We start from the raw sequence: 24581 nt of genomic DNA on the forward strand, positions 1-24581 counted from the left end.
GGTACGAGGAGACCTCGTACCCCAGGGGATCAGGGTGAGTGACGGGACTTGAACCCGCGGCCACCTGGACCACAACCAGGTGCTCTACCAACTGAGCTACACCCACCACGAAGGGCGGCGGACCGCCCGTTCGATGTGCACGCACAGCATAGCTGATCAGGAGGGTGGTCCCGCCACGCGTTATCCGGCCGCGGCGTGTGCGGCGGCCGCCGTCGCGAACGCCTTCACGACGGGGTGAGGGCGGGTCCCGTCCCCCGACAGCTCCGGCTGGAACAGCGTGGCCAGGAAGAACGGGTGTCCCGGCAGCTCCGCGATCCGTACCTGCCCGTCCTCGTCGTGCCCCGACAGCCGCAGCCCGTGCGCGGCGAGCACCGGCAGGTACCGGGGCTCCGGCCCGTAGCCGCAGTGGTAGCGCTCCACGGACCGCTCCGCGCCGAGTACGGACTCGGCGAGCGAGCCCGGCTCGGCCCGTACGAGGCCCTCGTGGCCGATGAGCGAGCAGGCGAGCGGGGAGATCAGCAGCTCCTCGGCCCCCGGGTCGTTCTCGGCGTGCGCGACGCGGGCCAGTCCGCAGACCGAGCGGGCGTACTCCAGCAGCGCGTGCTGGAAGCCGCCGCAGGTGCCCAGGAAGGGAACGCCCTCCTCCCGCGCCATCCGGATCGCCGCGAGCGCCCCCGCCTCGCTCGCGTACGGGCTGCCCGGCAGCACCCACACCGCGTCGAACCGGGCCAGGGACCCGGAGGCGGCCTCGGCACCTGCGTCGCCGGTGGGGATCCAGTGCGCGTCGAGGACGAGCCCGTCGCGGGAGGCGAGGGCTTCGAGGAGGAGCGGGATCCGGGTGTGGGACTTCACGTGGGGGGACCGGTCGCCGACGAGGGCGACGCGTGCGGTGGCGGTGGCGGTGGTCATGCCGATCATCCTGCGGCGCGGAGCGGGTTCGGCGCCAACGATTGTTCCTGCACGTTCGACCAGCAGAACCGATCAGTGCTTCAACGCGGCCTTGGTGGCCACCAGCACCAGTCCGAGGACGAGATTGACGATCCCCTCGGTGGCCAACTGACCGCGGGTGGCACCGGCGCGGGCGGCGCCGAGGCAGGCCCAGACGACCTGCTGGGCCACCGCCACGCCCATGGCGAGCCAGGCCGTCGCCGCGTAGTCCAGCCCGAGGACGCCACTGAGGGCGACGGCGGCCGCGGGCAGGGCGGCGGCCTCGACGATGGGCCACTCGTGCAGGGCGACGCGGCGGATCTCCTGCCGGCTCCAGGGCTCGCCGACCAGCCGCTCCCCGGCCAGCTGGGCGTACACGTGCGTGGCCCAGAACACCAGTCCCGTGACGATCAGGAGAACCACGAGCTGAACCCGTGGATACTCGCCCGCCGTGCCGGCGGTGGCCACCACGGAGGTGGCGAGGAGGGAGCCGTAGACGGCCCCGGCGGAGTCGGTCCGGCGTGCGCGCTGTGGCCTGCTGCGGCCTGCGGGCTGGCCACTGGGGATGCTCACCCCGCCACGATAGGGAGCCCGCACCCCCTCGCCCCCCGGCCACGCCGAAGGAACGCCCGGCCGCGGTCTCCCGGCCCGTCCCGCCGCGGTGGCACGCCGGCGCCATGGACCCGCCTCGAACACGCCGGGCCGCTGCCGCTGCGGCTCGACGCGGCCCGCGCCGACGTGCTGCGGCCGGCCGCCGCGCCGCCCGGGCGGGTCACCGTCGCCGCGTCCCCGCTCGCCGTGGGGCCCCGGCTGCTCGCCGCGGTGCCGGCCGCGGTCGCCGGCGGCGGCTGCGACCTCGGACCGGTCGACGGCCTCGCCGCCCCCGGCGACCCGCTGCGGCTGCCCGGCGTGGCCCCGCTCACCGTCACCGGCGCCGGCGCCGGCGAGGAGGGGCTCGCCGTACTGCTCCCGGCCGGACATCCCCGCGCCGGGCGGGCCTCACCGCGGCCGGACGACCTCGCCGACGCGCGCCGGATCGACGCACCCGGGGTGGCGCCGGCGCCCGCCGCCGTCCGCACCGGCCCCGCCCTGCACCACGACGGCACCGACCTGCCCCCCCGCGCGCCCTGGGCACGGCCTGGTCCCGCTGCCCCGCCGGGGCCGGGGCCGCCGGGGCCGGGGCCGCCGTACCGCTGTCCGGCCCGCGACCGGTGCACCGTACGGAACTCCCCGCCCCCCCCGCACCCCGACCCCGGCCGCCACGGCCCTCGCCGCCCGGCTCACCACCTCCCGGCAACCGCTCGCGCGCGGCCCGGGGCGGCGGGAGGATCGCCCCATGGACTTCGAACGCGAGCTCGACCGCGAACCCGATCCCTTCACGCACGCCGACTACGCGGCCCGGATGGCCGCCGCCGCGCAGAGCGCCGCCGACGCGGGCCTCGCGGGCCTGCTCATCGCCCCCGGGCCCGACCTCGCGCACCTCACCGGCTACCGGCCGGTAGACACCGAGCGGCTGACCCTGCTCGTGCTCGCCGCCGGGCAGGAGCCCGTACTGGTCGTGCCCGCCCTGGAGGCCCCCGACGCGGCCAAGGCCCCCGGGGCGCCCGCGCTGACCCTGCGCGACTGGGCCGACGGGAAGAACCCGTACGGGGTCGCCGGGCCGCTCCTCGACGCCGGCGGCCGGTTCGGGGTCAGCGACAACACCTGGGCCCTGCATCTGCTGGGCCTCCAGAGGGAGTTGCCGGACACCTCGTACGCCCCGCTCACCGACGTCCTGCCCATGCTCCGCGCGGTCAAGGACGAGCGGGAGCTGGAGCGGCTCGCAGCGGCCGCCGCGGCCGCCGACGCCGCGTACGCGCAGATCCTCGGAGTCCCGTTCGCCGGCCGCCGGGAGACCGACATCGCCGCCGACCTGGCCGCCCTGCTGCTCGAACACGGCCATTCCCAGGTGGACTTCACGGTCGTCGGCTCCGGTCCCAACGGGGCCGACCCGCATCACGAGGCCGACGAGCGGACCATCGAGCGCGGCGACATGGTGGTCCTCGACTTCGGCGGGCTCAAGCACGGCTACGGCTCCGACATCTCCCGCACCGTGCACGTCGGCGAGCCGGGCGCCGAGGAGCAGCGCGTACACGACATCGTCCGCGAGGCCCAGCGGGCCGCCTCCGCGGCCGTCCGCCCGGGCATCGCCTGCCAGGACGTGGACCGGGCGGCCCGCGCCGTGATCACCGAGTTCGGCTACGGCGACCGGTTCATCCACCGCACGGGCCACGGCATCGGCGTGACCACCCACGAGCCCCCGTACATGGTCGAGGGCGAGGAACGGCCCCTGGTCCCCGGGATGTGCTTCTCCGTGGAGCCGGGCATCTACCTGCCCGGCCGCTTCGGGGTGCGCATCGAGGACATCGTGACGGTCACCGAGGACGGCGGCCGCAGCCTCAACAACGCCCCGCGCGAGCTGGCCGTCGTGGAGTGAGCGCCTGATCCGTCACGACTCCCCGGCGACGTTCCGGCAGGCGGGCGTGGCGCCGCTGCCAGGCACCGGACCCCCAGGTCGGCGCGCAGCCGTTCCATCGCCGGTTCCACCACGGAGGCGGGCAGCGAGGCGAAGGTCGAGCCGGCCGCCCGTACGGCGGGGTCGAGGTAGGACTCGGGCCGGCGCCGGTGGGCGGTCCGCAGCCCGTCCGTGAAGTCGTGCGGGATCGGGAAGGGCAGGACGGTGTGCGCGCCCAGCGCCTCGACGACCTCGGCCGGCGGCGTGAACCTGGATGCGTCCGACTCCCGGATCTCCGGCAGGCAATCCTCCACCAACCACAGCTCGGGCCGGTGCCCGGGATCCCAGGTGAAGACGGCCTGGCGGCGCGAGACCCGGCGCAGCTCGCCGAGCCCGCGGTGCGGATCGGGCCAGTGGTGCACGGTCAGCACCGCCGGCCGTGTGCGTTCCTCTTCCCGTGTCTGTTCCCTGGGGAGAGTCACGGCCCCAGCAGCACCGCCGACTCCGCGGGGACGTGTACGCGGCCGTCCGGTCCCGGGTGCTCGACCGGGTCCCAGGCCGCCAGGACCCGGACCCCGTTGCGGCCCAGGGCGATCGTCACCGGCTCGGGGGACAGGTTCACCGCCACCCGGACGTCGCCCCGCCGGAAGGTCACCCAGCGGCGCTCCTCGTCGTACGCCACGCGCACCGCCCCCAAATCCGGATCGCGCAGGTCGGGGTGGGTGCGCCGGAGGGTGATCAGGGTCCGGTACCAGGCCAGCAGCCGGTCGTGCGGAGCGCCTTCCGGCTCCGCCCAGTCCAGGCAGGAGCGGTCCCGGGTGGCCGGGTCCTGCGGGTCCGGGATCTCCTCGGCCTTCCAGCCGTGCGCCGCGAACTCCCGGCGCCGGCCGCTGCGTACGGCCTCGGCGAGCTCCGGATCCGGATGGTCGGTGAAGTACTGCCACGGCGTGCCCGCGGCCCACTCCTCACCCATGAACAGCATCGGTACGAACGGCCCGGTCAGCGCCAGCGCCGCGCCGCACGCCAGCAGCCCGGGGGAGAGCGAGGCCGCGAGCCGGTCGCCGAGGGCCCGGTTGCCGACCTGGTCGTGGGTCTGCGTGTAGCCGAGGAAGCGGTGCGCGGAGGTCCGGCGCCGGTCCACCGGTCGGCCGTGGCTGCGGCCCCGGAACGAGGACCAGGTCCCGTCGTGGAAGAACGCCCGGGTCATGGTCTTGGCCAGGGCGGCGAGCGGCGCGTCCGCGAAATCGGCGTAGTACGCCTGGGACTCGCCGGTGAGCGCACAGTGCAGGGCGTGGTGGAAGTCGTCGTTCCACTGCGCGTGCAGGCCCAGCCCCCCGGCCCCGCGCGCGGTCGTGGTGCGCGGATCGCACCGGTCGGACTCGGCGATCAGGAACAGCGGGCGGCCCGTCTCGGCGGCCAGCTCGTCCACGGCCGCCGACAGCTCCTCCAGGAAGGTCAGCGCCCGCCCGTCGGCGAGCGCGTGCACGGCGTCCAGCCGCAGCCCGTCGATCCGGTAGTCCCGCAGCCAGGCGAGGGCGCTGCCCAGCAGGTACGCGCGCACCTCGTCGGAGCCGGCCGCGTCCAGGTTGACCGCCGCGCCCCACGGGGTGTGGTGGGTGTCCGTGAAGTACGGGCCGAAGGCCGGGAGGTGGTTGCCGGAGGGGCCCAGGTGGTTGTGGACCACGTCCAGCACCACCCCGAGCCCGGCCGCGTGGGCCGCGTCCACGAACCGGGCCAGCCCGGCCGGGCCGCCGTACGGCTCGTGCACCGCCCACGGCGCGACCCCGTCGTACCCCCAGCCGTGCCGGCCGGGGAAGGGGCAGACCGGCATCAGCTCCACGTGCGTGACCCCGAGCGCGGTCAGGTGACCGAGGCGGGCGGCGGCCGCGTCGAAGGTGCCCTCGGGGGTGAAGGTGCCGATGTGCAGCTCGTACAGGACCGCGTCCTGCAGCCGGGTCCCGGGCGCCGGAGCCCGCGGGGCGAGCGGCTCGAAATCCACCACCGCCGAGAGGCCGTCGGGCCCGTCCGGCAGCCGCCGCCCGCGCGGGTCCGGCCGTACGGACTCCTCCCCGGGCGCCACGCCCAGCAGGAATCCGTACCGGTCCCCGTCGGCGGCCGCGGCCTCGGCGGTCCACCACCCGGCCCGGTCCGGATCGCGTGCCATTTCGTACGTCGCCTCGCGGAGCCGCAGCGCGACCCGGTCTGTCAGCGGTGCCCACACCTCGAACTGCACGGACGGTTCCCCTCGTCTGCGGCGGTACCCGGAACGTGTGCCGGGACCATCATCGCGCGGACGGCCGGAGGAGTTCTGGACACTCCGGCCCTGACGGGCCGACAATCACCCTGTGACGTCGAGTTTCGAGTTCCCCGCCTTCCCGGTACCGCGCCTGTCCGACGCGGAGCGCGACCGGGCGCTGGAGCAGCTCCGCGAGGGTGCGGCCCTCGGGAAGCTGTCCCACGACACGTTCCTGCGCCGCATGGAACTCGCCCTCGTCGCCCGCCGTTCCGAGGACCTCGCGGTCCTCACCGCCGACCTCGGCAGCCGCGGGGGCGGCGAAGGCCCGTGGACCCGTCGCGTCTTCGCCTGGGTGGGCCGGGCCTCGGCCGTGTCCGCCGGGGTCCGGCGGGCCTGGAACGCCGAGCGGCTGCCCAAGCTGCAGCTCCCGCACCCGAGTGCGCGGTCCCTGAGGATCGGCCGCGACCCCGGGAACGGGCTGCGGCTCACCGACGAGACGGTCTCCCGGGTGCACGCCGAGCTCGGGATGCGCGACGGGGTGTGGGTGCTCACGGACCTCGGCTCCTCCAACGGCACCACGGTCAACGGCCGCCGCGTGACCGGCTCGGTGGCGGTCCGCGACGGGGACCAGATCGGCTTCGGGCGGATGAACTTCCGGCTCTCATCGAGCTAGGGGGCGCCTTTCGGATCACGGGCCCGAAGATGGTGCCCATGGAAGCCGAAGAACCCAGGGAACACCGGCCCGTCGTGCGCGCCGCGCGCCCCGCGGACCTGCCCCGCCTCGTCGAGCTCGTCCACGAGCACGTCGCGTACGAGAAGTCCGCGCCCCGGCCCCCGGACCTCGCCGGCCGGCTCGGGCCGCAGTTGTTCACGGCCGGCTCCCGGCTGCGGGTGCTGCTGGCCGAGGCCCCGGACGGATCGGTCGCCGGATACGCCGCCTGCTCCGCCGAGTTCGCCTTCTGGGACGCCCGCCACTACCTCCACATGGACTGCCTCTACCTCGCCGAGGAGGCCCGCGGACACGGCCTCGGCGCCGCCCTGGTGGAGGGGGTGGCGGACCTCGCCCGCGAGCTCGGCCTCGAACAGGTCCAATGGCAGACCCCGGACTGGAACGGGGGCGCGATCCGCTTCTACGACCGGCTCGGGGCCGCCGGCGCGCCCAAGCGCCGCTACACCCTGGCCGTGCCGCCGCGGCCCGGGAAGGCAGCGGCGGAGGCTACGCATTGACCGTCCCGTCGGGTCCGGCGGCCCCGTCCAGGCCCTCCGCGAGGAGGCGCTCGTACGCCGCCAGGGCCGTACGGGTCTGGTGCTCGACCTGCGCGGCCACCGGGATCGGGCGCGCCCGGAACCGGGAGGAGAACTCCTCGCACCAGCCGGTGACGAGCCGGTCCAGCCCCGGGGCCGCCGGGTGACCCTGGGCGCGGAGCACCCGCAGCAGCATGGCGGCGGCGCGCAGCGACAGCCGCCGCCCGAAGGCGTCGATGCTGCCGATGGAGGCCGCCGTGGCCTCGGCGGGGGCCCCGGCACCGGTCCACTCCACGGTGATCCGGGGGATCAGCGCGAGCGTCCAGTCGACGGCGCGCAGCAGGGCGGCCGCACCGGCGTCGGCACCGGCGTCCGCGCCCGGCTCCGGCGCCGCCGGCACCCGGTCCCGTACGCGGGCCACCAGCGCGGCGTCGGCGGTGAGCCGCCCCGCCAGGATCCGCAGGGCGCCGCGCGGGTCGGGGTGCGGGGCGGGGTCGTCCACCAGGTCCGAGGCCCACATGGGGACTTCCACGATGGCCGTGGTGCCGGCGTACCGGTGGGCGTGGTACCAGGTGCTGAGCCGGGGGTCCTCCGGGTGGAACGCCCCGCCCGGTTCGGCCCCGGGCTGCGGCATCACGAAGATCCCGGGCCCCGGGGAGGGCCAGCCGGCCGCGTCCGAGGCCCCGGTCTCCACCGGGATCCGCAGCTCGGCGGCCGATTTGGCGAACGGTTCCGCCAGGCCCGGTATGTCCCGGGTGAGCTGGACCCAGGAGCCGCCGAGGTCGGTCCCGTGCAGGGAGACCTGCAGGACGGGGCGCAGCTCGTCGATGAGCGCGGTCAGGGCCCGGGTCTCGGGCGGCAGCCGGTCCGGGGGCAGTAGAGACGGCGCCCACTCGGGCTGCTCCGGGCCGGGGGGACGGAAGAAGTTCCGGTGGTAGTCGAGCAGGGAGTGGGGGCGGGGCGTGCGGTGCAGGGCCGCCCCGTCGGGATCGGCGCAGAGCAGGAAGTGCCAGCCGCGGCCGGCGCGGAACGCCGGGTCGTGCAGGACGCGCCGGGCGAGGGCGAGCGCGGTGGCCCCGCCGACGGGCTCGTTGGCGTGGGCCCCGGCGACGACGAGCACGCCCGCGCCCCGCGGGCGGCCGCTCGGCCCGACGGAGAGCAGCCACAGGGGCCGGCCCGCCCGGGAGGTGCCGGCCTGGCGGAGCCGGACCGGGCCGGGGTGCTCGTCGGCCAGCGCGCGGGCGGCCAGGGCAAGTTCGGATGGTGTGGGGTAGCGGATGTCACGGAGGAGGGTCACGTCTCATGCAATGCCCGCCGTGCACGCCCCCTACTGCTCAGCGCGCCCCACACTTCCCGGAAACCCCTGGCCAACGCCTTGCCGAGGCGGCCTCCCGCGTGATCCCGAAGGCCCGCCTCAGCCGCCCCCGTCCTCGCGCAGCAGGAGGGCGACCGGCCGTGCCGAGAGCAGCTCCGCGAGCCGGACCTCGCCCTCGTAGGCCTGCGGGGTCCCCCGGTCCAGCAGCGCCGTCCACCGCCCCGGCGGAAGGGGCAGGACGGTGTTACGCCAGCCCCCGGCTCCGGCGAGCCGGTGCGAGAGCCGGGTGGCCGCCGCGACGAGCCCGGCCGGGCGGGCGAAGGCCAGGCAGTGCTCCGCGGCCGCGCCCCGGGCCGTCAGCGGGGCGTACCCGGTGAACAGCCCGGGCCGGTTCCGCCGCAGCCGCAGCAGCGCGGCCGTCAGTGCCAGCTTCTCCTCCGCCTGCCCGCGGGGCGGAGCCCCCGCGTCCAGCCGGGCCAGGGCCTCGTGCGGGAACAGGGCCGGGCGCCGGTTGTCCGGGTCCACCAGGGCCCGGTACTCCGTCTCGGCACCCTGGTACACCTCCGGGACACCGGGCATCGCCAGGTGCAGCAGCGCCATGCCGAGCAGGTTCGCCCGGGCCGCCTCGGTCAGGGCGGCGGGCAGCTCCGGGTCGTCCGGCGCGTGGCCCGCGACGGTGGCCTCGTACGCCGGGTCCTGGTCGGTCCAGCTCGTGTGCAGGGCGGCCTCGCGGACGGCCTTGAGGAGCGCTTCCCGCAGGCGCTCGGCGCGCTCGGGAGCCTCCCCGAGGCCGAGCGAGGTCTGGCGGGCCACCCAGGCCAGTTGGGGATCGGGTCCTGAGGGACGGCCCATCGCCTCGGGGGCCTGGGAGAGGGCGGAGATCCGGGCCCGGACGTCCGCGCTGCGCTTGGTGTCGTGCGTGGACAGCACCGTCCCGGAGCCGGGCCAGTCCCGGTCGAGCTCGGCGCAGTACGCGTGGAACTCGGCGGGCGGGAGCGCCGGCTGCCCCGGATCCCCGCCGACCTCCGTGGCCGACAGCAGCGGGGCGTGCCGGTAGAAGGCGCGGTCCTCCAGCGACTTGGCCCGCAGCGCCGCCGAGGTCTGGGCGAAGCGGGCCGCGAAGGCCGGATCGCCCAGTACGAGGTCCCGTACGCCGGCCACCGCGCCCGGACCGGCCGGCGCGGCGGCCGCCGCCAGGGCCTGCCGGTCGAGCTCCGGCTGCCCGGGGTAGGGCCGGTAGACCGGATACGCGATCAGCAACTCACGTACACCCGAGGCGCGTTCCGGTCCGGCCGCCCGCTCCAGCGCCGCCAGCTCGGCCGCCAGGTCGCAGGTCAGAACCTCCCGCGCGCAGGCCCGGGCCGTCTGCTCCCAGTCCGCGCTGCCCGTGAACTCCACGTACAGGCGGGCCAGTTCCTCGGCCCCGGCCGGGTCGGTAAACACCCCGTCCACGCGGCGCAGGGCGTCGTACCCGGTGGTCCCCGCCACCGGCCAGCCGGGCGGCAGCCGTTCGTGGCGGGCCAGGATCTTCTCCACCACCACCCAGCAGCCCCCGCCCACGGCCGCCCGCAGCTTCCGCAGGTACCCCTCCGGGTCCGCCAGCCCGTCCACGTGGTCGATCCTCAGCCCCTCGGCCACCCCCTCGCGCACCAGCTCCAGCACCTTCGCGTGCGTGGCCGCGAACACCTCCGGGTCCTCCACCCGGACCCCGATGAGCTCCGAAATGGTGAAGAACCGGCGGTAGTTGAGCTGGGTCCGAGCCTCTCGCCACCAGGCGGGCCGGTACCACTGCGCGGCCAGCAGCTCGGCCGGCGCCAGCCCGGCGGTCCCCTCCCGCAGCGGGAACTCCAGCTCCCCGTGGCGCAGCACGCCGCGGTCCCGGTCGGGCGTGAACGCGTCCGGCTCGGGCGGCCCCGGGAGCACCGGCAGCAGCACCTGGCCGCCGCCCGCTTCCCAGTCGATGTCGAACCACCGTGCGTACGGGGAGTCCGGCCCCTCCCGCAGCACCTCCCACAGGGGCCCGTTCAGCCGCAGCGGGGACGGCACCGCCATGTGGTTCGGGACGATGTCCAGCACCAGGCCGAGCCCGTGTCCCCGGGCGGCCGCGGCCAGCGCCCGCAGCCCGGGCTCGCCGCCGAGCTCGGCCCGCACCCGGGTGTGGTCGGTGACGTCGTACCCGTGCGCCGAGCCGGGGACCGCCTCCAGCACCGGCGAGAGGTGCAGGTGGGACACCCCGAGCGAGGCGAGGTACGGCACGGCCGCCTCGGCCGCGGCGAAGGGGAACTCCGGTCGCAGTTGGAGGCGGTAGGTCGACGTCGGAACGGACGGGGAGAGCGCGGTGCGGGGGTACGGCTGGCTCACTTCTACCTCCTTGCGTGGCAACCCGTGGTGCTGTGGCCCGTGCTTGTGTGCGTGTCCTGACCCGCCCCGGCGTCCCCGTCGTGGGGGCGGCTTCCGTGAAGCGGGCGTTCACGTACCGGTTCCATCCGGCCCGTGCGCAGGCGGCGCAGCTGTTGCGGACGTTCGGATGTGTGCGGAAGCCGAAGCGGAGGTCCCGCGCCTCGGCCGGGTACACCCGCAGCGCCTTCCGCTGCTCCGCAGGCCGGCTCCCCCTGGCGAAGATGGCGCAATCGCTGGACACCGTCTGGTCCCGCCCGCTCCCACGGGGCGTGGAACCCGCCGGGGTCACGGTGTCCCGCGACGGAGCCGGGCGCCGGCACGTGTCGATCCTGTGCGAGGACACTCCCGCCCCGATGTCCGCCACAACGACCGCGGTGGGCATCGACGCCGGGCTGACGCCCTTGGCGACCGTCTCCACCGGCGAGAAGGCGGAGAATCCGCGGCGCGAGTGCCCGGACCGGGAACGACCGGCCCGCGCCCAGCGCGCGGCGTGGTACGGCCGTGAACTGATCACCGTCGACCGGTGGTTCCCCAGTACGCGCCTGTGCTCCGCCTGCGGTGCGCTCGCCGGGGCGATGCTCCTCGGTGTCCGCGAGGGGACGTGCGAAGCCTGCGGGACGGTCCACGACGGTGATGGCAACGCTGCTGTGAACCTTCTGACCGCCGGGCTGGCGGCCGCTGCCTGTGGAGCGGATGCAAGACCCCATCGGGAGTCCTTCTCTCGTTCGGGGCGGTCCGTGGTGAACAGGAAGACCCACCCGCGAGGGTGGGAATCCCCTCCTTGCGGGGAGGAGGGAAGCCAAGAGAACGTACGTACCCACCTTTGGCCTTCCCGGATTCCGTGTCATGACCCAATGCGCCCGATCGGATGCATCGAGTTAGCGTTGATCAAGTGGCCGGAACCGTCAACACCTATCGAAGAGTCATCGCCCTGACCGGGCCCCTCCTCCCGCTCCTCTCCTTCCTCGCGCGACTGCCCGTCGCGATGTCCCAGTTCGGGAGTGTGCTGCTGGTCGCCGAGACCAGCGGCTCGCTCGCCACCGCAGGCATCGTCGGCGGCACCCTCTCCGCCGGGCAGGTGGTCTGCGGGCCCGTCCTGGGCCGGTTCGCCGACCGGTACGGACAGCGGCCCGTGGTGCTCGCCGCCGCCGCCGTCAACGCGGTCGCCACGGGCGCCCTGGTCGCGGGGGCCCTCGGCGGCCTCGCGACCGCCCCGCTCGCCGCGGTCGGCGCCGTCACCGGGGCCTCCGTACCGCTCATCGGGCCGCTCGCCCGGACCCGCTCCGTGGCCCTCGCCCACCGGGCCAAGGCCGACGAGGGCGTCGTGGGAGCCGTCCACTCGCTCGAAGGCACCCTGGACGAGGTCTCCTTCGTCTTCGGGCCGGCCCTCGTCGGACTCGCCGCGCTCGTCGCGCACCCCGCGATCGCCCTCGGCGGGGCCGCCGCCCTCGTCGCCGTCTTCGGCTCCGCCTTCGCCCTGCACCCGACCGCCGCCGTCACGGCAGGGGCGGGCCCGAAGGCCGGCCGCGGTGGCGAGGCCGGAGCGGAGGCCGGAGCGGAGCCCGGAGCGGAGGCCGCCACCCGCCGCCCCGCCCGCCACCCGCGCGTCGTGTACGCCGTACGGGGCTCCCTGCTCCTCCAGGGCGCCATGTTCGGCGCCTGCCAGGCCGGAATAGCCGCCCTTACCGCTCGTCTGGGCGTCCCCGGCCAGGCGGGCATCGTGTACGCCGCGATGGGCGTCGTCAGCGCCGCCGTGGGCCTCGCGCTCGGCGCGCTGCCCGCCCGGATCGGGCTGCGGGTGCGCTGGCGGGCGGCCACCGCCGCCGCGCTGGCCCTCTCCGTACCGCTGCTCTTCACCGACGCCCTGTGGCCGCTGTACGCGGCCGTCACGGTGCTCGGGGCCGCCTACGCGCCGCATCTGATCACCGCCTTCGCGCTCACCGAGCGGGTCGTGGAGCCGGCCAGGCTCGCCGAGTCCATGGCCTTCGCCGCCAGCTCGCTCGTCGCCGGGCAGGCCGCGGCGCTCGCCGCCTCCGGACGGCTCGCCGAGTGGTACGGGCCCGCCGGGGCCTTCGCGGTCGCCGTCGGGGCGGCCGCGCTGTCCCTCGTCCTCGCCCTCGTGACCCGGGTGCCGGCCGCCCGGGTGCACCCCGCCGCGCCGAAGGTGTTCATCCCGGCGCAGCAGACCGCCTCCCCGGAGGGGGCCGCGTCCGGCTCCCCCTACGCCGGGCGCTGAAGCACCACCAGGCACCGCCCCGCCAGGGCCACCCGGTCCCCGGCCGCGAACTGCGGTCCGGTACCGGGTGGCGGTACGTCCGGGCGCGCCGTGTCCACGACGAGCCGCCACTGCGCGCCGTGCCCGGCCGGGATCGTGAACTCCTGGGGATCGGCTCCCGCGTTGAACATCAGCAGGAACGAGTCGTCGGTGATCCGCTCCCCGCGCGAGCCCGGCTCGGAGATGGCCTCCCCGTTGAGGAAAACCGTCAGCGAGCGCGCGTGCTGCGCCTGCCAGTCGCGGGCCCGCATCGGCTCCCCGTGCGGGGTGAACCAGGCGATGTCGGAGAGCTCGTCATCGGTCCCCTCCACCGGCCGGCCGTGGAAGAACCGGCGCCGCCGGAACACCGGGTGGTCGCGCCGCAGCCACACCATCCGCCGGGTGAACTCCAGCAGGACGGGCGCCGGTTTGCCCGGCTCCGGCCATTTCACCCACGACAGTTCGTTGTCCTGGCAGTACGCGTTGTTGTTGCCGCCCTGCGTGCGGGCGAACTCGTCGCCGTGGCTGAGCATCGGCACGCCCTGCGAAAGCATCAGCGTGGCCGTGAAGTTGCGCATCTGGCGCTCGCGCAGCTCCAGGACCTCCGGTTCCTCCGTGGGCCCCTCCACGCCGCAGTTCCAGGACCGGTTGTGGGTCTCCCCGTCCCGGTTCCCCTCGCGGTTGGCCTCGTTGTGCTTCTCGTCGTACGAGACGAGGTCGTGCAGGGTGAAACCGTCGTGGCAGGTGGTGAAGTTGATCGAGGCCAGCGGGCGGCGGCCGTCGTCCTGGTAGAGGTCCGAGGATCCGGTCAGCCGGCCCGCGAACTCCGCGAGGGTGCGCGGCTGCCCGCGCCACAAGTCCCGTACGGTGTCCCGGTACTTGCCGTTCCACTCGGTCCACAGCGGCGGGAAGTTCCCCACCTGGTAGCCGCCCTCGCCCAGGTCCCAGGGCTCCGCGATCAGCTTCACCTGGCTCACCACCGGATCCTGCTGGACCAGGTCGAAGAACGAGGAGAGCCGGTCCACCTCGTGGAACTGCCGGGCGAGGGTGGCGGCCAGGTCGAAGCGGAATCCGTCCACGTGCATCTCGGTGACCCAGTAGCGCAGCGAGTCCATGATCAGCTGGAGCACGTGCGGGGAGCGCATCAGCAGCGAGTTCCCCGTCCCCGTGGTGTCCATGTAGTGCCGGGGGTCGTCCGTGAGGCGGTAGTACGAGGCGTTGTCGAGCCCGCGGAAGGACAGCGTCGGGCCCAGGTGGTTGCCCTCGGCGGTGTGGTTGTAGACCACGTCGAGGATGACCTCGATCCCCGCCTCGTGCAGGGCCCGCACCGCCGATTTGAACTCCAGCACCTGCTGGCCGCGGTCACCGGAGGCGTAGCCGTTGTGCGGGGCGAAGAAGCCGATCGTGTTGTAGCCCCAGTAGTTGCTGAGCCCGTCGTCGACCAGCCGGTGGTCGTTGACGTACTGGTGCACGGGCATCAGCTCCAGCGCCGTCACCCCCAGCTTGGTGAGGTGCCCGATCACCGCCGGATGGGCGAGGGCCCCGTACGTGCCGCGCAGCTCGTCGGGCAGGTCGGGGTGACGCATGGTCAGCCCCTTGACGTGCGCCTCGTACAGCACGGTGTGGTGGTACTCGTGGCGCGGCGGGCGGTCGTTGGCCCAGTCGAAGTACGGATTCACCACGACCGAACTCATCGTGCGCGGCGCCGAGTCGAGGTCGTTGCGCGAATCGGGCCGGCCGAAGTGGTAGCCGTACACCTGCTCACCCCAGTCGACGCTCCCGGCGATGGCCCGCGCGTACGGGTCCAGCAGCAGCTTGGCGGCGTTGCAGCGCTGCCCCCGCTCGGGCTCGTACGGGCCGTGCACGCGGAACCCGTAGCGCTGCCCGGGCATCACTCCGGGCAGGTAGGCGTGGCGTACGAAGGCGTCGGTCTCGCGCAGTTCGACCGCCGTCTCCGATCCGTCGTCGTGCAGGAGGCACAGCTCGATGCGTCGGGCGGCCTCGGAGTAGACCGCGAAATTGGTGCCGGCGCCGTCGTACGTGGCGCCGAGCGGATACGCCTGTCCCGGCCAGACCTGCATGGATTCGGCTCTTCCCCTCGTTCCCCCGGCTGGCGGGCTGATGTCTCGGTGCCGATCCGGCGTGGACCGCGTCTGTTCCAGATCTTCCCCGAAAGTGGGGCCGCACGCGGGGACTTGGGATGCTCCTACCGGGTGACCCGGAGAGCTGATAGGCGGGTCAGCGGACTATGCGGGCATCCGATAATGGGTCAACAGGCCACCCGCGTGCGGCCCGTCGGACCGCATCGGGCTGCACCGGGCGCCGAGCTCGGAGTACCCTTCCGTGATCACTGGAGACGGGCGTCCAGACGCAGAAGGCGGTGCACGGGTGAGCTCGGGAGGTCTGGAGCTGCCCCCTGGTGACAGCGGTCACGAGGGCGGCCCGGCGGACGCCCCAGGAGGTGCACCCGATGGTGCGCCCGGCGGGGTGTCCGGCGGCATGCCGACGGGGGTGCCGGCCGGGGCGGTGTCGCTGGCCCCGACGGCGGCCGGGAGTGTGCGGGCCGGGGCCGAGCTGGACTGGGGCGCGGACGCGTGGAGCGAGGTCCGCACCCGCGCGCAGCGGGCCGGCCGCGCGTACATCTGGCTGAATCTGATCGAGCAGCGGCTGCGCGCCGTCGTCGGCGCCGTGCTGCGGCCGATCTACGAGCCCGTGCACGGCGGGGACGACTGGGTGGTCGCGGCCGCCGGGCCCGCCGGGCAGGAGTGGGTGCAGCGGGCCGTCGCGGTCCGCGAGGTCAGCCGGCGCAAGGGCTACCTGCTCGACCCCGCCGACGACAACGTGCTGAGCTTCCTGACGCTCCCACAGCTGCGGGAGCTCATGGTCCAGCACTGGCCGTGCTTCGAGCCGTACTTCGACGACCGGCGGGAGATCGAGCTCGCGCTCGACGAGCTGGAGGTCACCCGGAACGTGGTCTCCCGCAACCGGGCCCTGTCGCGTGCCGTGCTGGAGCAGGCCGAGCGGGCCTCCGCGCGGCTGCTGGAGGTGCTGGGCGGCGGCGCGGGCTCCCCGGGGGCGGACCGGCTGCCGATCGACGCCGTCGAGGACCTCGTGGGCGACCGGTACGCGGACGTCATCTCGGTCCACCCGGACCGGGTGCGGCTGCAGCGGCAGCTCCCGGCGGAGGACCTGTTCGGGGGTGCGCGGCGGCTCGACGCCATCGGCATAGGGCTCAACCTGCTGGTGCAGAACTTCTCGGGGCGAAGACTCGTGCGCCTGACGGAGTCCGGCTGCCGGGTCCGGCTGCTGTTCCTGAACCCGGCCAGCAGCGCCGTGAAGCGGCGCGAGCGGGAGCTCGGCCTGCGCAAGGGCGAGCTGAGCCGCTCGGTGGAGATGAACATCCTGCACGTGCGCCGGGTGCGGGCGGGGCTGCGGGATCCCTCGCGGTTCGAGATCCACGTGTTCGACGAGACGCCCCGCTTCACCGCGTACCTGGTGGAGGGGGAGACCTCGGGCATCGCGGTGGTGCAGTCGTACCTGCGCCGGGCGCGCGGCATGGAGGCGCCGGTGCTGGTCCTGCGGGGCGGCGGCACCCGCGGTCCGGCGCGGGACGCGGAGCAAGGGCTGTTCCCGACGTACCGCGAGGAATTCGAGTCGATCTGGGAGGACTCCCGCCCGGTGTCCTGACTGTCAGTGCCCCGTGGCAGGGTGAAAGCCACAGACCGAAGGTGCACGGGGAGTGCGGGGGAGGGGCGCGGCATGGGGGACTGGCACGGCGGTGTGCTGATCGGATTCGACCTGGAGACGACCGGCACGGAGCCGGGGGAGTCGCGGATCGTGACGGCGGCGGTGGTGGAGGTACGGGCGGGCGAGGTGCGCGAGCGGCGCGGCTGGCTCGCGGATCCCGGTATACCGATCCCCGAGGAGGCCTCGGCGATCCACGGGATCAGCACGGAGCGGGCGGTGGCGGAAGGCCGCCCGGTGCGGGAGGTCGCGGACGAGGTGGCCCAGGCGCTGGTGGAGCACTGGCGCCGGGGCGCGGTCGTCGTCGCGTACAACGCGGCCTTCGACCTGTCCCTGCTGACGGCCGAGCTCGCCCGGCACGGGCTGCCCTCGCTGGCCGACCGGCTGGGCGGGGCCGAGACCGGGCCGGTGGTGGACCCGCTGACCATCGACCGGGCCGTGGACCGCTACCGCCGCGGCAAGCGGACGCTGGAGGCGGTGTGCGGGGTGTACGGGGTCACCCTGGACTCCGCGCACGACGCGGGCGCCGACGCGCTGGCCGCGGTGCAGGTGGCCCGCGCGATAGCCGCCCGCCACCCGGAGGTGGCGGCGCTCACCCCGGCCGCCCTGCACGCCCGCCAGGGCACCTGGCACGAGCGCTGGGCCCGCGACTTCCAGTCCTACCTGCGCCGCCAGGGCACCCCGGACGCGGTGATCGACCCCAACTGGCCGCTGCGCACGGCCCTCCCGGCGACGGCCTGACGGCTCAGGCCGGCCACTCCTCGCGGTAGACGATGTGCAGGTCGCGGTCGGCGGGACGGCAGTCCACGCTGCGGCAGTAGTGCCTGCCCCCGTGGTTGAACACCTGGCCGGGGCCCGTGCGGGCGAGACCGGCGAACTCCCCGGCGGCCTCCCGGAACGTCCGGGCGCTGCCGGTCATGAACAGCGTCTCGCTGTGGACGTCCTGGCGGAACCGGTCCCGGTTCTCCCGGTGGTACCGGCCGGATGCGTACGGCTCCGCGTCGGGACCGGGGCAGGGCAGGTCCACGGTACGGGGGCGGCCGGGTCCGAGCCGGCCGCGCAGCTCCTTCCACCGGGACGGGGCGAACTGCAGGGAGTGGTGCAGCAGGACGAGGTCGAGCGGGCGCCGGGCGCCGGTGTCCTGCGGTTCGCCCGCCGACGCGGCGTTGGCCCGCAGCGGCAGGTGGACCAGCGACCTGGGCGAGGTGGCCGCGAGGGCCCACAGCCCCGCGGTGATCCGCGCGGCTTCCTGGTCGAACCAGCCGTTCACGTGCCAGGGGTCGTCGACGAGCAGCGCGCGGACCGGGGTCCGGGCCGGGCGGATGACCTTGAACTCCGCCGCGCCCAGGCGGGCGGTGTGGATCGTGGTGTGCAGTTTCATGTGCCGTCCTTGGTACGGCATCCCCAGGGGGGTGTCCGCAAAGTCCCGCCTGCCCCGGGCGCGCGGCGCTGCTTCGCGGGCACCCCCTAGAAGGCGTGCCAGCGGGTTTCCGGGTCGTCGTCGCGCAGGGAGGTGACGCGGCGGCGGAATTCGGTCAGGGCCTTCGGGTTGGTCGGGGCGTGCTGGGCCACCCAGGCGCAGCTGGCCGTTTCGCGTGCGCCGCGGAGCACCGCGCAGCCCTCCCAGTCGCGTACGTCCCAGCCGTACGCCGTCACGAAGGCCTCGTACGACTGCGCCGGGAGGCCGTACCGGTCCCGGGAGAGGGCCATCACCACCAGGTCGTGCTCGCGCAGGTCGGCCGAGACGGTCTCCAGGTCCACCAGGACCGGCCCGTCCGGGCCCACGTGGACGTTGCGGGGCAGGGCGTCGCCGTGGATCGGGCCCGGCGGCAGATGCGGGGTGAGCGCGGCCACCTCGTCGGCGTAGGCGTCGCGCCGGGCCCGCAGGTAGGCGGCGTCGGCCGGGTCGACGGACTCCCCGGCCAGCCGGAGCCAGCGCTCGACCCCGTCCAGCAGGTCCCGCGCGGGCAGTGCGACCGGCGCCGCCGGGAGGGCGTGGATCCGCCGCAGCAGCACCGCCAGGTCCTCGGGGCCGGCCGGGCGGACCGGGTCCGGGAGGCGGTGCCACACCGTCACCGGATGCCCCGCCACCAGCCGGGCCTCCGGCTCGGCCGCGCGGACCGCCGGGATCCCGGCCTGTTCGAGCCAGCCCGCCACCGCGAGTTCCCGCCCGGCCCGCTCCAGCAGCGCCGCCTCCCGGCCGACCTTCACCACCAGCCCGCCCACCGCGAACACCGCGTTCTCGCCGAGCGCCAGCAGTGTGGCCGGACCGGCCGGACCGGCCGGGCCCGTCAGGCCCGCCGCCGTCAGTACGTCCCTGGCCTGCGCTTCGTCCATGCCGTCGTTCCGAGCCTCTCTCCGGATCCCGATCTTCGTGAATCCGCCCAGTTTCGCACCCCGGTCCGTGCGTGGCCGGAAAATCGCATTGCACGAGACGTATCGTCTCGTTAGCCTCGATGCATGACCTCAGCCATCCCGGCCAAGCCGGCGCACATCGCCATGTTCTCCATCGCCGCCCACGGGCACGTGAACCCGAGCATCGAAGTGATCCGGGAGCTCGTCGCCCGCGGCCATCGGGTCAGCTACGCCATCCCGGCCTCCTTCGCCGGGAAGATCGCGGAGACCGGTGCCGCTCCGGTGATCTGGAACTCCACCCTCCCCACCGGCGACGAGCCCGAGGCCTGGGGCACCGAGCTCATCGACAACATCGAGCCGTTCCTGAACGACGCCATCCAGGCACTGCCGCAGCTCGCCGCCGCCTTCGAGGGCGACGAGCCCGACCTCGTCCTCCACGACATCACCTCCTACCCGGCGCGCGTACTCGCCCACCGCTGGGGCGTCCCCGCCGTCTCCCTCTCCCCGAACCTGGTCGCCTGGACCGGATACGAGGAGGAGGTCGGCGAGCCGATGACGGCCCCGCTGCGCGCCACCGAGCGCGGACGGGCGTACTACGCCCGCTTCCGCGCCTGGCTCGACGAGAACGGCATCGAAGAGGACAGTGACCCCTTCGTCGGCCGGCCGCGCCGCAGCCTCGTGCTCATCCCGCGCGCCCTCCAGCCGCACGCCGACCGCGTCGACGAGACCGTCCACACCTTCGTCGGCGCCTGCCAGGGCGACCGCAGCGCCGCCCAGGGCACCTGGGAGCGCCCGGAAGCGGCCGCCGGGAAGAAGGTGCTGCTCGTCTCCCTCGGCTCCACCTTCACCAGGCAGCCCGCCTTCTACCGCGCCTGCGCCGAGGCCTTCGGCGACCTCCCCGACTGGCACGTCGTCCTCCAGATCGGCAAGTCCACCGACGAGGCCGAACTCGGCGCCGTCCCCGCCAACGTGGAGGTCCACCGCTGGGTCCCCCAGCTGGGCATCCTGCGCCAGGCCGACGCCTTCATCACCCACGCGGGCGCCGGCGGCAGCCAGGAAGGCCTCGCCACCGCCACCCCGATGGTCGCCGTCCCGCAGGCCTCCGACCAGTTCGGCAACGCCGACATGCTCCAGGGACTCGGCGTAGCCCGCCACGTCCCCATGGAGGAGGCCGACGCCCGCACCCTGCGGGAGGCCGTCCTCGCACTCGTCGCGGACCCCGAGGTCGCCGCCCGCGCCGAGGCGATCCGCGCGCAGATGGCCGCCGAGGGCGGTACGCGACAGGCCGCCGACCTCATCGAGGCCGCACTGCCCGCACTGCCCGCATTGTCGGTGCGTCGCCCTATCGTTCGGTCATGACCACGAAGAAGTACGCCGCCCTGCTGCGCGGAATCAATGTCGGCGGGGCCAAGAAGGTCCCGATGGCCGAGCTGCGCGAGGTCCTGGCAGGGCTCGGCCTCACCGAGGTCCAGACGTACCTGCAGAGCGGCAACGCCGTCTTCGCGAGCCCGGAGAAGGACCCGGCAGCCCTGGCCCGCGAGCTGGAGCGGGCCATCGAGGCCCGCTTCGGCTTCGCGGTGGCCTGCCTGGTGGCCGACGGGGAGTACCTGCGGGCCGTCGCCGAGACCTGCCCCTTCCCGGCCGCCGAGCTGGAGGGCCGGCAGCTGCACGCCACCTTCCTCTCCGCACAGCCCGCCGAGGAACGGTTCGCCTCGATCGACGGGCCCTCGTACCTCCCGGAGGAGTACCGGATCGGAGACCGGGTGGTCTACCTCTACGCCCCGGACGGCCTGGGCCGCTCCAAGCTGGGCGAGGCGCTCCACAAGCCCGCCGTGTTCAAGGGCATCGACGCGACGACCCGCAACTGGAACACCGTCGCCAAACTCGTCGAGCTCACGGCCGGCTGACGGCCGCGACGGCGCCGGGCTACCGGCCGAGCGCGTCCAGTACGGACATCTCCCGCGGCGTCAGCCGGATGGTCGCCGCGTCCAGGTTCTCGGCCAGGTGGGCCGGGGACCCGGTCCCGGGCGTGGGGCACAGCACCGGCGACCGGTGCAGCAGCCAGGCCAGCGCGATCTGCCCCGGCCCCGCCCGGTGCTCGGAGGCCACGGCGGTCACCGCCGCCGCGCTCTCGCGCGTCAGGGCGCCGCTGCCCAGCGGGTAGTACGGGAGGAACGCGATCCCGCGCGCCTCGCACAGCGCGAGCACCTCAGCCGAGGAGCGGTCCATCAGGTTGTACGGGTTCTGCACGGAAGCCACCGGGACCACCTCCAGTGCCTGCCGCAGCTGTTCGGCGGTCACCGTGTCCAGGCCGATGTGCCGGATCTTGCCCTCCGCCCGCAACGCGGCCAGCGCGCCCAGCTGTTCCGCCACCGGGACCGCCGGATCGAAGCGGTGCAGCTGGTAGAGGCCGATGCTCTCCACCCGCAGTCGCCGCAGGCTCGCCTCGCACATCGCCCGCAGCTGCTCGGGCCGCCCCGCGGCGTGCCACCGGTCGGGGCCGGTGCGCACCACCCCGCCCTTCGTGGCGACGACCAGCTGCTCCCCGTACGGGTGCAGGGCCTCGGCGATCAGCTGCTCGGCCAGGTCGGGGCCGTAGTTGTCGGCGGTGTCGATGAGCGTGACACCGCGCTCGACGGCGGTGAGCAGCAGCGCCCGGGCCTCGGCGCGACTGCCGCGCGGGCCCCAGTAGCCGGGGCCGACCAGGCCGCCCGTGCCGAGACCGAGCCGCCGTACGGGGAGCTCTCCGCCGAGAAGGAACACGTCGTCCACCATGCCCCCGACGGTAACGCAGGGCGCCGGATGTGCCAGGCTCCGGAGCATGCGTTACATCATCATCGGCGCCGGGGCGATCGGCGCGACCATCGGCGGACGGCTGGCGGAGGCGGGTGCCGAGGCCGTCCTCGTCGCGCGCGGCGCGCACGCGGAGGCCCTCACGGCGGACGGGCTGCGGCTCACCACGGCGGACGGGGCCCGGGTGCACCGGATCCCCGTGGTCACGGGCCCGGCGGAACTCGGTGAACTGCGCCCCGAAGACGTCCTGTTGCTCACGGTGAAGACCCAGGACGCGATCGCCGCGCTCGACGCGTGGGGCGACGCGGAAGTGGCGGGCGGCGGTACGGCGGCCCAGCGGCTGCCGGTGCTGTGCGCCCAGAACGGGGTGGAGAGCGAACGGCTGGCGCTGCGCCGCTTCGCCCGCGTGTACGGGGTCTGCGTCTGGCTGCCCGCCACCTTCCTGGAGCCGGGCGTGGTCTCCGCGCTGTGCGCGCCGCTGACGGGCATCCTGCACATCGGGCTCGCGGCCGGGGGAGCGGACGCACGGGCCCGGCGGATCGCCGCCGACCTGGAGAAGTCCGGCTTCGAGGCGCCGGTCGTCGAGGACGTGATGCGCTGGAAGTACGCGAAGCTGCTGGGGAACCTGGGCAACGCCGTCCAGGCGACGACGGGCCCGGAGCCGCACCCGGCGAAGGCCGCCCTGCTGCTGCGCGCGCAGCGGGAGGGGCGGGCGGCGCTCGGGGCGGCGGGGATCTCGTACGCCTCCGAAGCGGAACAGGCGGCGGCCCGTGACGGCAAGGTCGGCCAGCCTCCGGGCGTACGCGGCGGCTCCTCCTGGCAGTCCCTGCACCGGGGCACCGGCTCCATCGAGGCGGACTACCTCAACGGCGAGATCTCCCTGCTGGGCCGCCTCCACGGGGTCCCGACCCCGGTGAACGACACCCTCCGCCACGCGGCGAACATCTTCGCCCGCGAGGGCCTGCCGCCGGGCGCGATGTCGATCGAGGACCTGACGGCCCTGGCCGACGAGGCGGCGGCCAGGGCCTAGGGAGTGTCGTCGAAGTGGCGAGGCGGCCGCCCGAGAGGCCAGGCCCCGCCGGCCGGACGGGACTTCGACGACACGACCTGGCGGTGCGTCAGAATGTGCGGTCGCTGCGCCAGGTCGCCTGGCTGGACGGGTTGTTCAGGTCGACAGTGAGGCCCGAGAGCCGGCGGTCCTGGCCGAGGGAGCCGGTGTAGCGGCCCTTGGGTCCGTGGTTCCACTGGACGACGAAGTAGATGTCGTTCCCGGTGACGGAGCCCTCCTGCACGGTCCCCACGGTGTTTCCGGACGACGTGGATCCGAAGAGGTTCCCGCTGCCGTCCTGCCTCAGGTCCACCCGCACGGTGGCGTTGCTCTGGTAGATGGTCCAGACCCCAGTGGCATTGAACGCCGCCACGCGGGCCTGCCGCACGGCACTCGGCGCGTTCGCGGGCGCGGCGCTCGCGGGGGCGGTGAGACCCGCCCCCGCGGCGGACAGGATCAGGGCGGCGGCGGACGTGGTGAGGAGCTTGCGCGTGCGGCGTGACATGGACATCTGCCCTCCAGGGGCGGCCAGGACGATCGATCCCGTTGTGTGATGCACGGAATCTCGCGGCTGGACTACCCATGATCCGCTGGCCCGAGCCCTTGGTTCACCCGAACGGGAATCAGACGGGGCCCGGCATCAGGCCGCGGAGAGGAGGGGCACGCTGCGCGGCGCCGTGTCGTAGCGGCGCAGGAGCAGGCGGGCCAGCTCGGGGGCCGCGCCGAGGACACCGGACACCAGGTCCGCCCCGGCGGCCTCCGCGCCCGCGGCGATACGGTCCGGCAGGCGCCCGGGGGCGATGACGTACGGGGCCACCGCCACCCGGCGGACGCCCTCGGCGCGCAGGGCCCGTACGGCGTCCTCCGTACGGGGCAGGCGGGCGGAGGCGAACGCAGGCCGCACGGCGCACCAACCGGTGTGCCGCCACTCCCGCGCGATTTCAGCGATCACTGCGATCGCCTCCGGGTCGGAGGAACCGGCGGACGCGAGCACCACTGCGGTGGTGGCGCGGTCCGCCGGGGTGAGGCCCGCTTCCGCGAGGCGGCGCTCCAAGGCGCCGACCAGCAGCGGGGACGGGCCGAGGACGTCCGCGATCCGGACCGAGAAGTCCGGCAGCCGGGACGTGGCCTCGGCCAGCACCGCGGGTATGTCGGACTTCGCGTGGAACGCCCGGGTCAGGAGCAGCGGGAGGGCCACGACCTCCCGTACGCCGGACCGGTACAGGGCGGAGGTCACCTGCGCCACCGTCGGGGTGTCGAAGTCCAGGAAGGCCGTCTCCACCCGCAGCCCCGGCCGCAGCGCCCGCACCCGCCGGGTGAGGGCGTGCACGGTCGCCGCGTGCCGCGGGTCGCGGCTGCCGTGGGCGATGACCAGCAGCACGGGAGCGGAGGCGGGGCCGGCGCCGGGGGCGCGGAACACGGAACGCACGGCGCGCCTCAGCTCTTGACCAGGAGGCCGCGGGTGCGCAGGACCCGGCGTTCGACGGGGCTGAAGATGAGGAGGTCGATGGCGATGCCGACGACGAGGATGAGGGTGATGGCGAGGAATACGCCGGGGAGGTCGATGTTGTTGCGGCCGTTTTCGAGGAGTTGGCCGAGTCCCAGGCCGAGGTCGGGGGAGCTGGCGATGATTTCGGCGGCCATGAGGGAGCGCCAGGAGAAGGCCCAGCCTTGTTTGAGGCCGGCGAGGTAGCCGGGGAGGGCGGCGGGCATGACGATGTGTCGGGCGCCTTGGAGGCCGGTGGCTCCCAGGGTGCGGCCGGCGCGCAG

The 24581-nt window shown here is 74.7% G+C and carries 21 protein-coding genes, 1 tRNA gene and 2 pseudogenes; 10 read left to right on the top strand and 14 right to left on the bottom strand.

Annotation, left to right across the window (positions count from 1 at the left end; translation table 11 throughout):
* Window positions 1–33: 33 nt before the first annotated feature.
* The 3 genes from ACFXGI_RS14825 to ACFXGI_RS14835 all read right to left on the bottom strand — a co-directional run bounded on the left by ACFXGI_RS14825 (window position 34) and on the right by ACFXGI_RS14835 (window position 1500).
* Window positions 34–106, bottom strand: a tRNA-His gene (locus tag ACFXGI_RS14825).
* A 74-nt stretch (window positions 107–180) separates the two neighbouring features.
* Complete coding sequence (locus tag ACFXGI_RS14830; protein ID WP_384705947.1) at window positions 181–909, bottom strand: hypothetical protein; 729 nt, start codon at window positions 907–909, stop codon at window positions 181–183.
* A 72-nt stretch (window positions 910–981) separates the two neighbouring features.
* The gene (locus ACFXGI_RS14835) at window positions 982–1500 is read right to left on the bottom strand and encodes a hypothetical protein (protein ID WP_384705948.1); all 519 of its coding nucleotides are present in this window, start codon (window positions 1498–1500) and stop codon (window positions 982–984) included.
* Window positions 1501–2263: 763 nt separating this feature from the next.
* Here ACFXGI_RS14835 and ACFXGI_RS14840 point away from each other — a divergent pair.
* A complete protein-coding gene (locus tag ACFXGI_RS14840) occupies window positions 2264–3403 on the top strand; it encodes a M24 family metallopeptidase (protein ID WP_384705949.1) in 1140 nt (379 codons plus the stop codon).
* Here ACFXGI_RS14840 and ACFXGI_RS14845 read toward each other — a convergent pair.
* Window positions 3295–3903, bottom strand: a complete 609-nt coding sequence (locus ACFXGI_RS14845) for a hypothetical protein (RefSeq protein WP_384705950.1) — start codon at window positions 3901–3903, stop codon at window positions 3295–3297. The two genes, ACFXGI_RS14840 and ACFXGI_RS14845, sit on opposite strands and share 109 nt — an antisense overlap.
* The gene (gene treZ, locus ACFXGI_RS14850) at window positions 3900–5654 is read right to left on the bottom strand and encodes a malto-oligosyltrehalose trehalohydrolase (RefSeq protein ID WP_384705951.1); all 1755 of its coding nucleotides are present in this window, start codon (window positions 5652–5654) and stop codon (window positions 3900–3902) included. The genes ACFXGI_RS14845 and treZ overlap by 4 nt, the downstream gene beginning before the upstream one ends.
* A gap of 112 nt (window positions 5655–5766) precedes the next feature.
* On the opposite strand from treZ, the gene ACFXGI_RS14855 reads away from it, so the two are divergent.
* Both ACFXGI_RS14855 and ACFXGI_RS14860 read left to right on the top strand, forming a co-directional pair.
* A complete protein-coding gene (locus ACFXGI_RS14855) occupies window positions 5767–6330 on the top strand; it encodes a DUF1707 and FHA domain-containing protein (RefSeq protein WP_384705952.1) in 564 nt (187 codons plus the stop codon).
* A 38-nt stretch (window positions 6331–6368) separates the two neighbouring features.
* On the top strand, window positions 6369–6884 hold the full coding sequence (locus ACFXGI_RS14860; RefSeq protein ID WP_384705953.1) for a GNAT family N-acetyltransferase: 516 nt from the start codon (window positions 6369–6371) through the stop codon (window positions 6882–6884).
* On the opposite strand, the gene ACFXGI_RS14865 is transcribed toward ACFXGI_RS14860, so the two are convergent.
* Window positions 6874–8199 carry a M14 family zinc carboxypeptidase gene (locus ACFXGI_RS14865; protein ID WP_384705954.1) on the bottom strand — a complete coding sequence of 442 codons (1326 nt, stop codon included), beginning with the start codon at window positions 8197–8199 and terminating at the stop codon, window positions 6874–6876. The genes ACFXGI_RS14860 and ACFXGI_RS14865 overlap by 11 nt on opposite strands.
* Before the next feature lie 117 nt (window positions 8200–8316).
* Complete coding sequence (treY, locus tag ACFXGI_RS14870) at window positions 8317–10578, bottom strand: malto-oligosyltrehalose synthase (protein ID WP_384705955.1); 2262 nt, start codon at window positions 10576–10578, stop codon at window positions 8317–8319.
* Between the two features lie 95 nt (window positions 10579–10673).
* Here treY and ACFXGI_RS14875 point away from each other — a divergent pair.
* A pseudogene (locus ACFXGI_RS14875) lies at window positions 10674–11401 on the top strand (zinc ribbon domain-containing protein); the annotation flags it as partial.
* A 108-nt stretch (window positions 11402–11509) separates the two neighbouring features.
* The gene (locus ACFXGI_RS14880) at window positions 11510–12853 is read left to right on the top strand and encodes an MFS transporter (protein WP_384705956.1); all 1344 of its coding nucleotides are present in this window, start codon (window positions 11510–11512) and stop codon (window positions 12851–12853) included.
* Here the strand turns inward: ACFXGI_RS14880 and glgX are convergent.
* Entirely contained in the window at window positions 12838–14952 is a 2115-nt protein-coding gene (gene glgX / locus ACFXGI_RS14885; RefSeq protein WP_384705957.1) for a glycogen debranching protein GlgX, read from the bottom strand. The two genes, ACFXGI_RS14880 and glgX, sit on opposite strands and share 16 nt — an antisense overlap.
* Before the next feature lie 307 nt (window positions 14953–15259).
* Between glgX and ACFXGI_RS14890 the strand changes: the two genes are divergently transcribed.
* Window positions 15260–16558: an SAV2148 family HEPN domain-containing protein gene (locus tag ACFXGI_RS14890; protein WP_384705959.1), complete on the top strand. Its 1299-nt coding sequence runs from the start codon at window positions 15260–15262 to the stop codon at window positions 16556–16558.
* Between the two features lie 72 nt (window positions 16559–16630).
* Complete coding sequence (locus ACFXGI_RS14895; RefSeq protein ID WP_327134037.1) at window positions 16631–17356, top strand: 3'-5' exonuclease; 726 nt, start codon at window positions 16631–16633, stop codon at window positions 17354–17356.
* A gap of 4 nt (window positions 17357–17360) precedes the next feature.
* Here ACFXGI_RS14895 and ACFXGI_RS14900 read toward each other — a convergent pair whose 3' ends face one another.
* Together ACFXGI_RS14900 and ACFXGI_RS14905 are read right to left on the bottom strand one after the other, a co-directional pair.
* Window positions 17361–17996, bottom strand: a complete 636-nt coding sequence (locus ACFXGI_RS14900; protein ID WP_384705961.1) for a hypothetical protein — start codon at window positions 17994–17996, stop codon at window positions 17361–17363.
* 86 nt (window positions 17997–18082) lie between these two features.
* The gene (locus tag ACFXGI_RS14905; protein ID WP_384705963.1) at window positions 18083–18952 is read right to left on the bottom strand and encodes a phosphotransferase enzyme family protein; all 870 of its coding nucleotides are present in this window, start codon (window positions 18950–18952) and stop codon (window positions 18083–18085) included.
* A gap of 82 nt (window positions 18953–19034) precedes the next feature.
* Between ACFXGI_RS14905 and mgt the strand changes: the two are divergent.
* A pseudogene (gene mgt, locus ACFXGI_RS14910) lies at window positions 19035–20329 on the top strand (macrolide-inactivating glycosyltransferase).
* On the top strand, window positions 20326–20877 hold the full coding sequence (locus tag ACFXGI_RS14915; protein WP_384705965.1) for a DUF1697 domain-containing protein: 552 nt from the start codon (window positions 20326–20328) through the stop codon (window positions 20875–20877). Before mgt ends, ACFXGI_RS14915 begins: the two are co-directional and overlap by 4 nt.
* Window positions 20878–20896: 19 nt before the next feature.
* Here ACFXGI_RS14915 and ACFXGI_RS14920 read toward each other — a convergent pair whose 3' ends face one another.
* Window positions 20897–21745, bottom strand: a complete 849-nt coding sequence (locus ACFXGI_RS14920; protein WP_384705967.1) for an aldo/keto reductase — start codon at window positions 21743–21745, stop codon at window positions 20897–20899.
* A 46-nt stretch (window positions 21746–21791) separates the two neighbouring features.
* Here ACFXGI_RS14920 and ACFXGI_RS14925 point away from each other — a divergent pair, with 46 nt between their 5' ends.
* Window positions 21792–22793 carry a ketopantoate reductase family protein gene (locus ACFXGI_RS14925; RefSeq protein WP_384705969.1) on the top strand — a complete coding sequence of 334 codons (1002 nt, stop codon included), beginning with the start codon at window positions 21792–21794 and terminating at the stop codon, window positions 22791–22793.
* An 88-nt stretch (window positions 22794–22881) separates the two neighbouring features.
* Here ACFXGI_RS14925 and ACFXGI_RS14930 read toward each other — a convergent pair whose 3' ends face one another.
* The 3 genes from ACFXGI_RS14930 to ACFXGI_RS14940 form a co-directional block, all read right to left on the bottom strand.
* A complete protein-coding gene (locus ACFXGI_RS14930; protein ID WP_384705971.1) occupies window positions 22882–23316 on the bottom strand; it encodes a hypothetical protein in 435 nt (144 codons plus the stop codon).
* Window positions 23317–23451: 135 nt separating this feature from the next.
* A complete protein-coding gene (locus ACFXGI_RS14935) occupies window positions 23452–24231 on the bottom strand; it encodes a sirohydrochlorin chelatase (protein WP_384705987.1) in 780 nt (259 codons plus the stop codon).
* A gap of 17 nt (window positions 24232–24248) precedes the next feature.
* Window positions 24249–24581 (bottom strand): ABC transporter permease (locus ACFXGI_RS14940; RefSeq protein WP_384705973.1); only part of this gene is annotated, 333 nt, incomplete at its 5' end.

Origin of the sequence: Streptomyces sp. NPDC059355, assembly GCF_042752335.1 — a bacterium.
Taxonomy (GTDB): domain Bacteria; phylum Actinomycetota; class Actinomycetes; order Streptomycetales; family Streptomycetaceae; genus Streptomyces.

Coding starts and splice junctions, on each gene's coding strand:
- ACFXGI_RS14830 (WP_384705947.1), bottom strand. CDS start 909: ATGACCACCGCCACCGCCACCGCACGCGTCGCCCTCGTCGGCGACCGG.
- ACFXGI_RS14840 (WP_384705949.1), top strand. CDS start 2,264: ATGGACTTCGAACGCGAGCTCGACCGCGAACCCGATCCCTTCACGCAC.
- ACFXGI_RS14860 (WP_384705953.1), top strand. CDS start 6,369: ATGGAAGCCGAAGAACCCAGGGAACACCGGCCCGTCGTGCGCGCCGCG.
- glgX (WP_384705957.1), bottom strand. CDS start 14,952: ATGCAGGTCTGGCCGGGACAGGCGTATCCGCTCGGCGCCACGTACGAC.
- ACFXGI_RS14895 (WP_327134037.1), top strand. CDS start 16,631: ATGGGGGACTGGCACGGCGGTGTGCTGATCGGATTCGACCTGGAGACG.
- ACFXGI_RS14900 (WP_384705961.1), bottom strand. CDS start 17,996: ATGAAACTGCACACCACGATCCACACCGCCCGCCTGGGCGCGGCGGAG.
- ACFXGI_RS14905 (WP_384705963.1), bottom strand. CDS start 18,952: ATGGACGAAGCGCAGGCCAGGGACGTACTGACGGCGGCGGGCCTGACG.
- ACFXGI_RS14915 (WP_384705965.1), top strand. CDS start 20,326: ATGACCACGAAGAAGTACGCCGCCCTGCTGCGCGGAATCAATGTCGGC.
- ACFXGI_RS14920 (WP_384705967.1), bottom strand. CDS start 21,745: ATGGTGGACGACGTGTTCCTTCTCGGCGGAGAGCTCCCCGTACGGCGG.
- ACFXGI_RS14925 (WP_384705969.1), top strand. CDS start 21,792: ATGCGTTACATCATCATCGGCGCCGGGGCGATCGGCGCGACCATCGGC.
- ACFXGI_RS14930 (WP_384705971.1), bottom strand. CDS start 23,316: ATGTCACGCCGCACGCGCAAGCTCCTCACCACGTCCGCCGCCGCCCTG.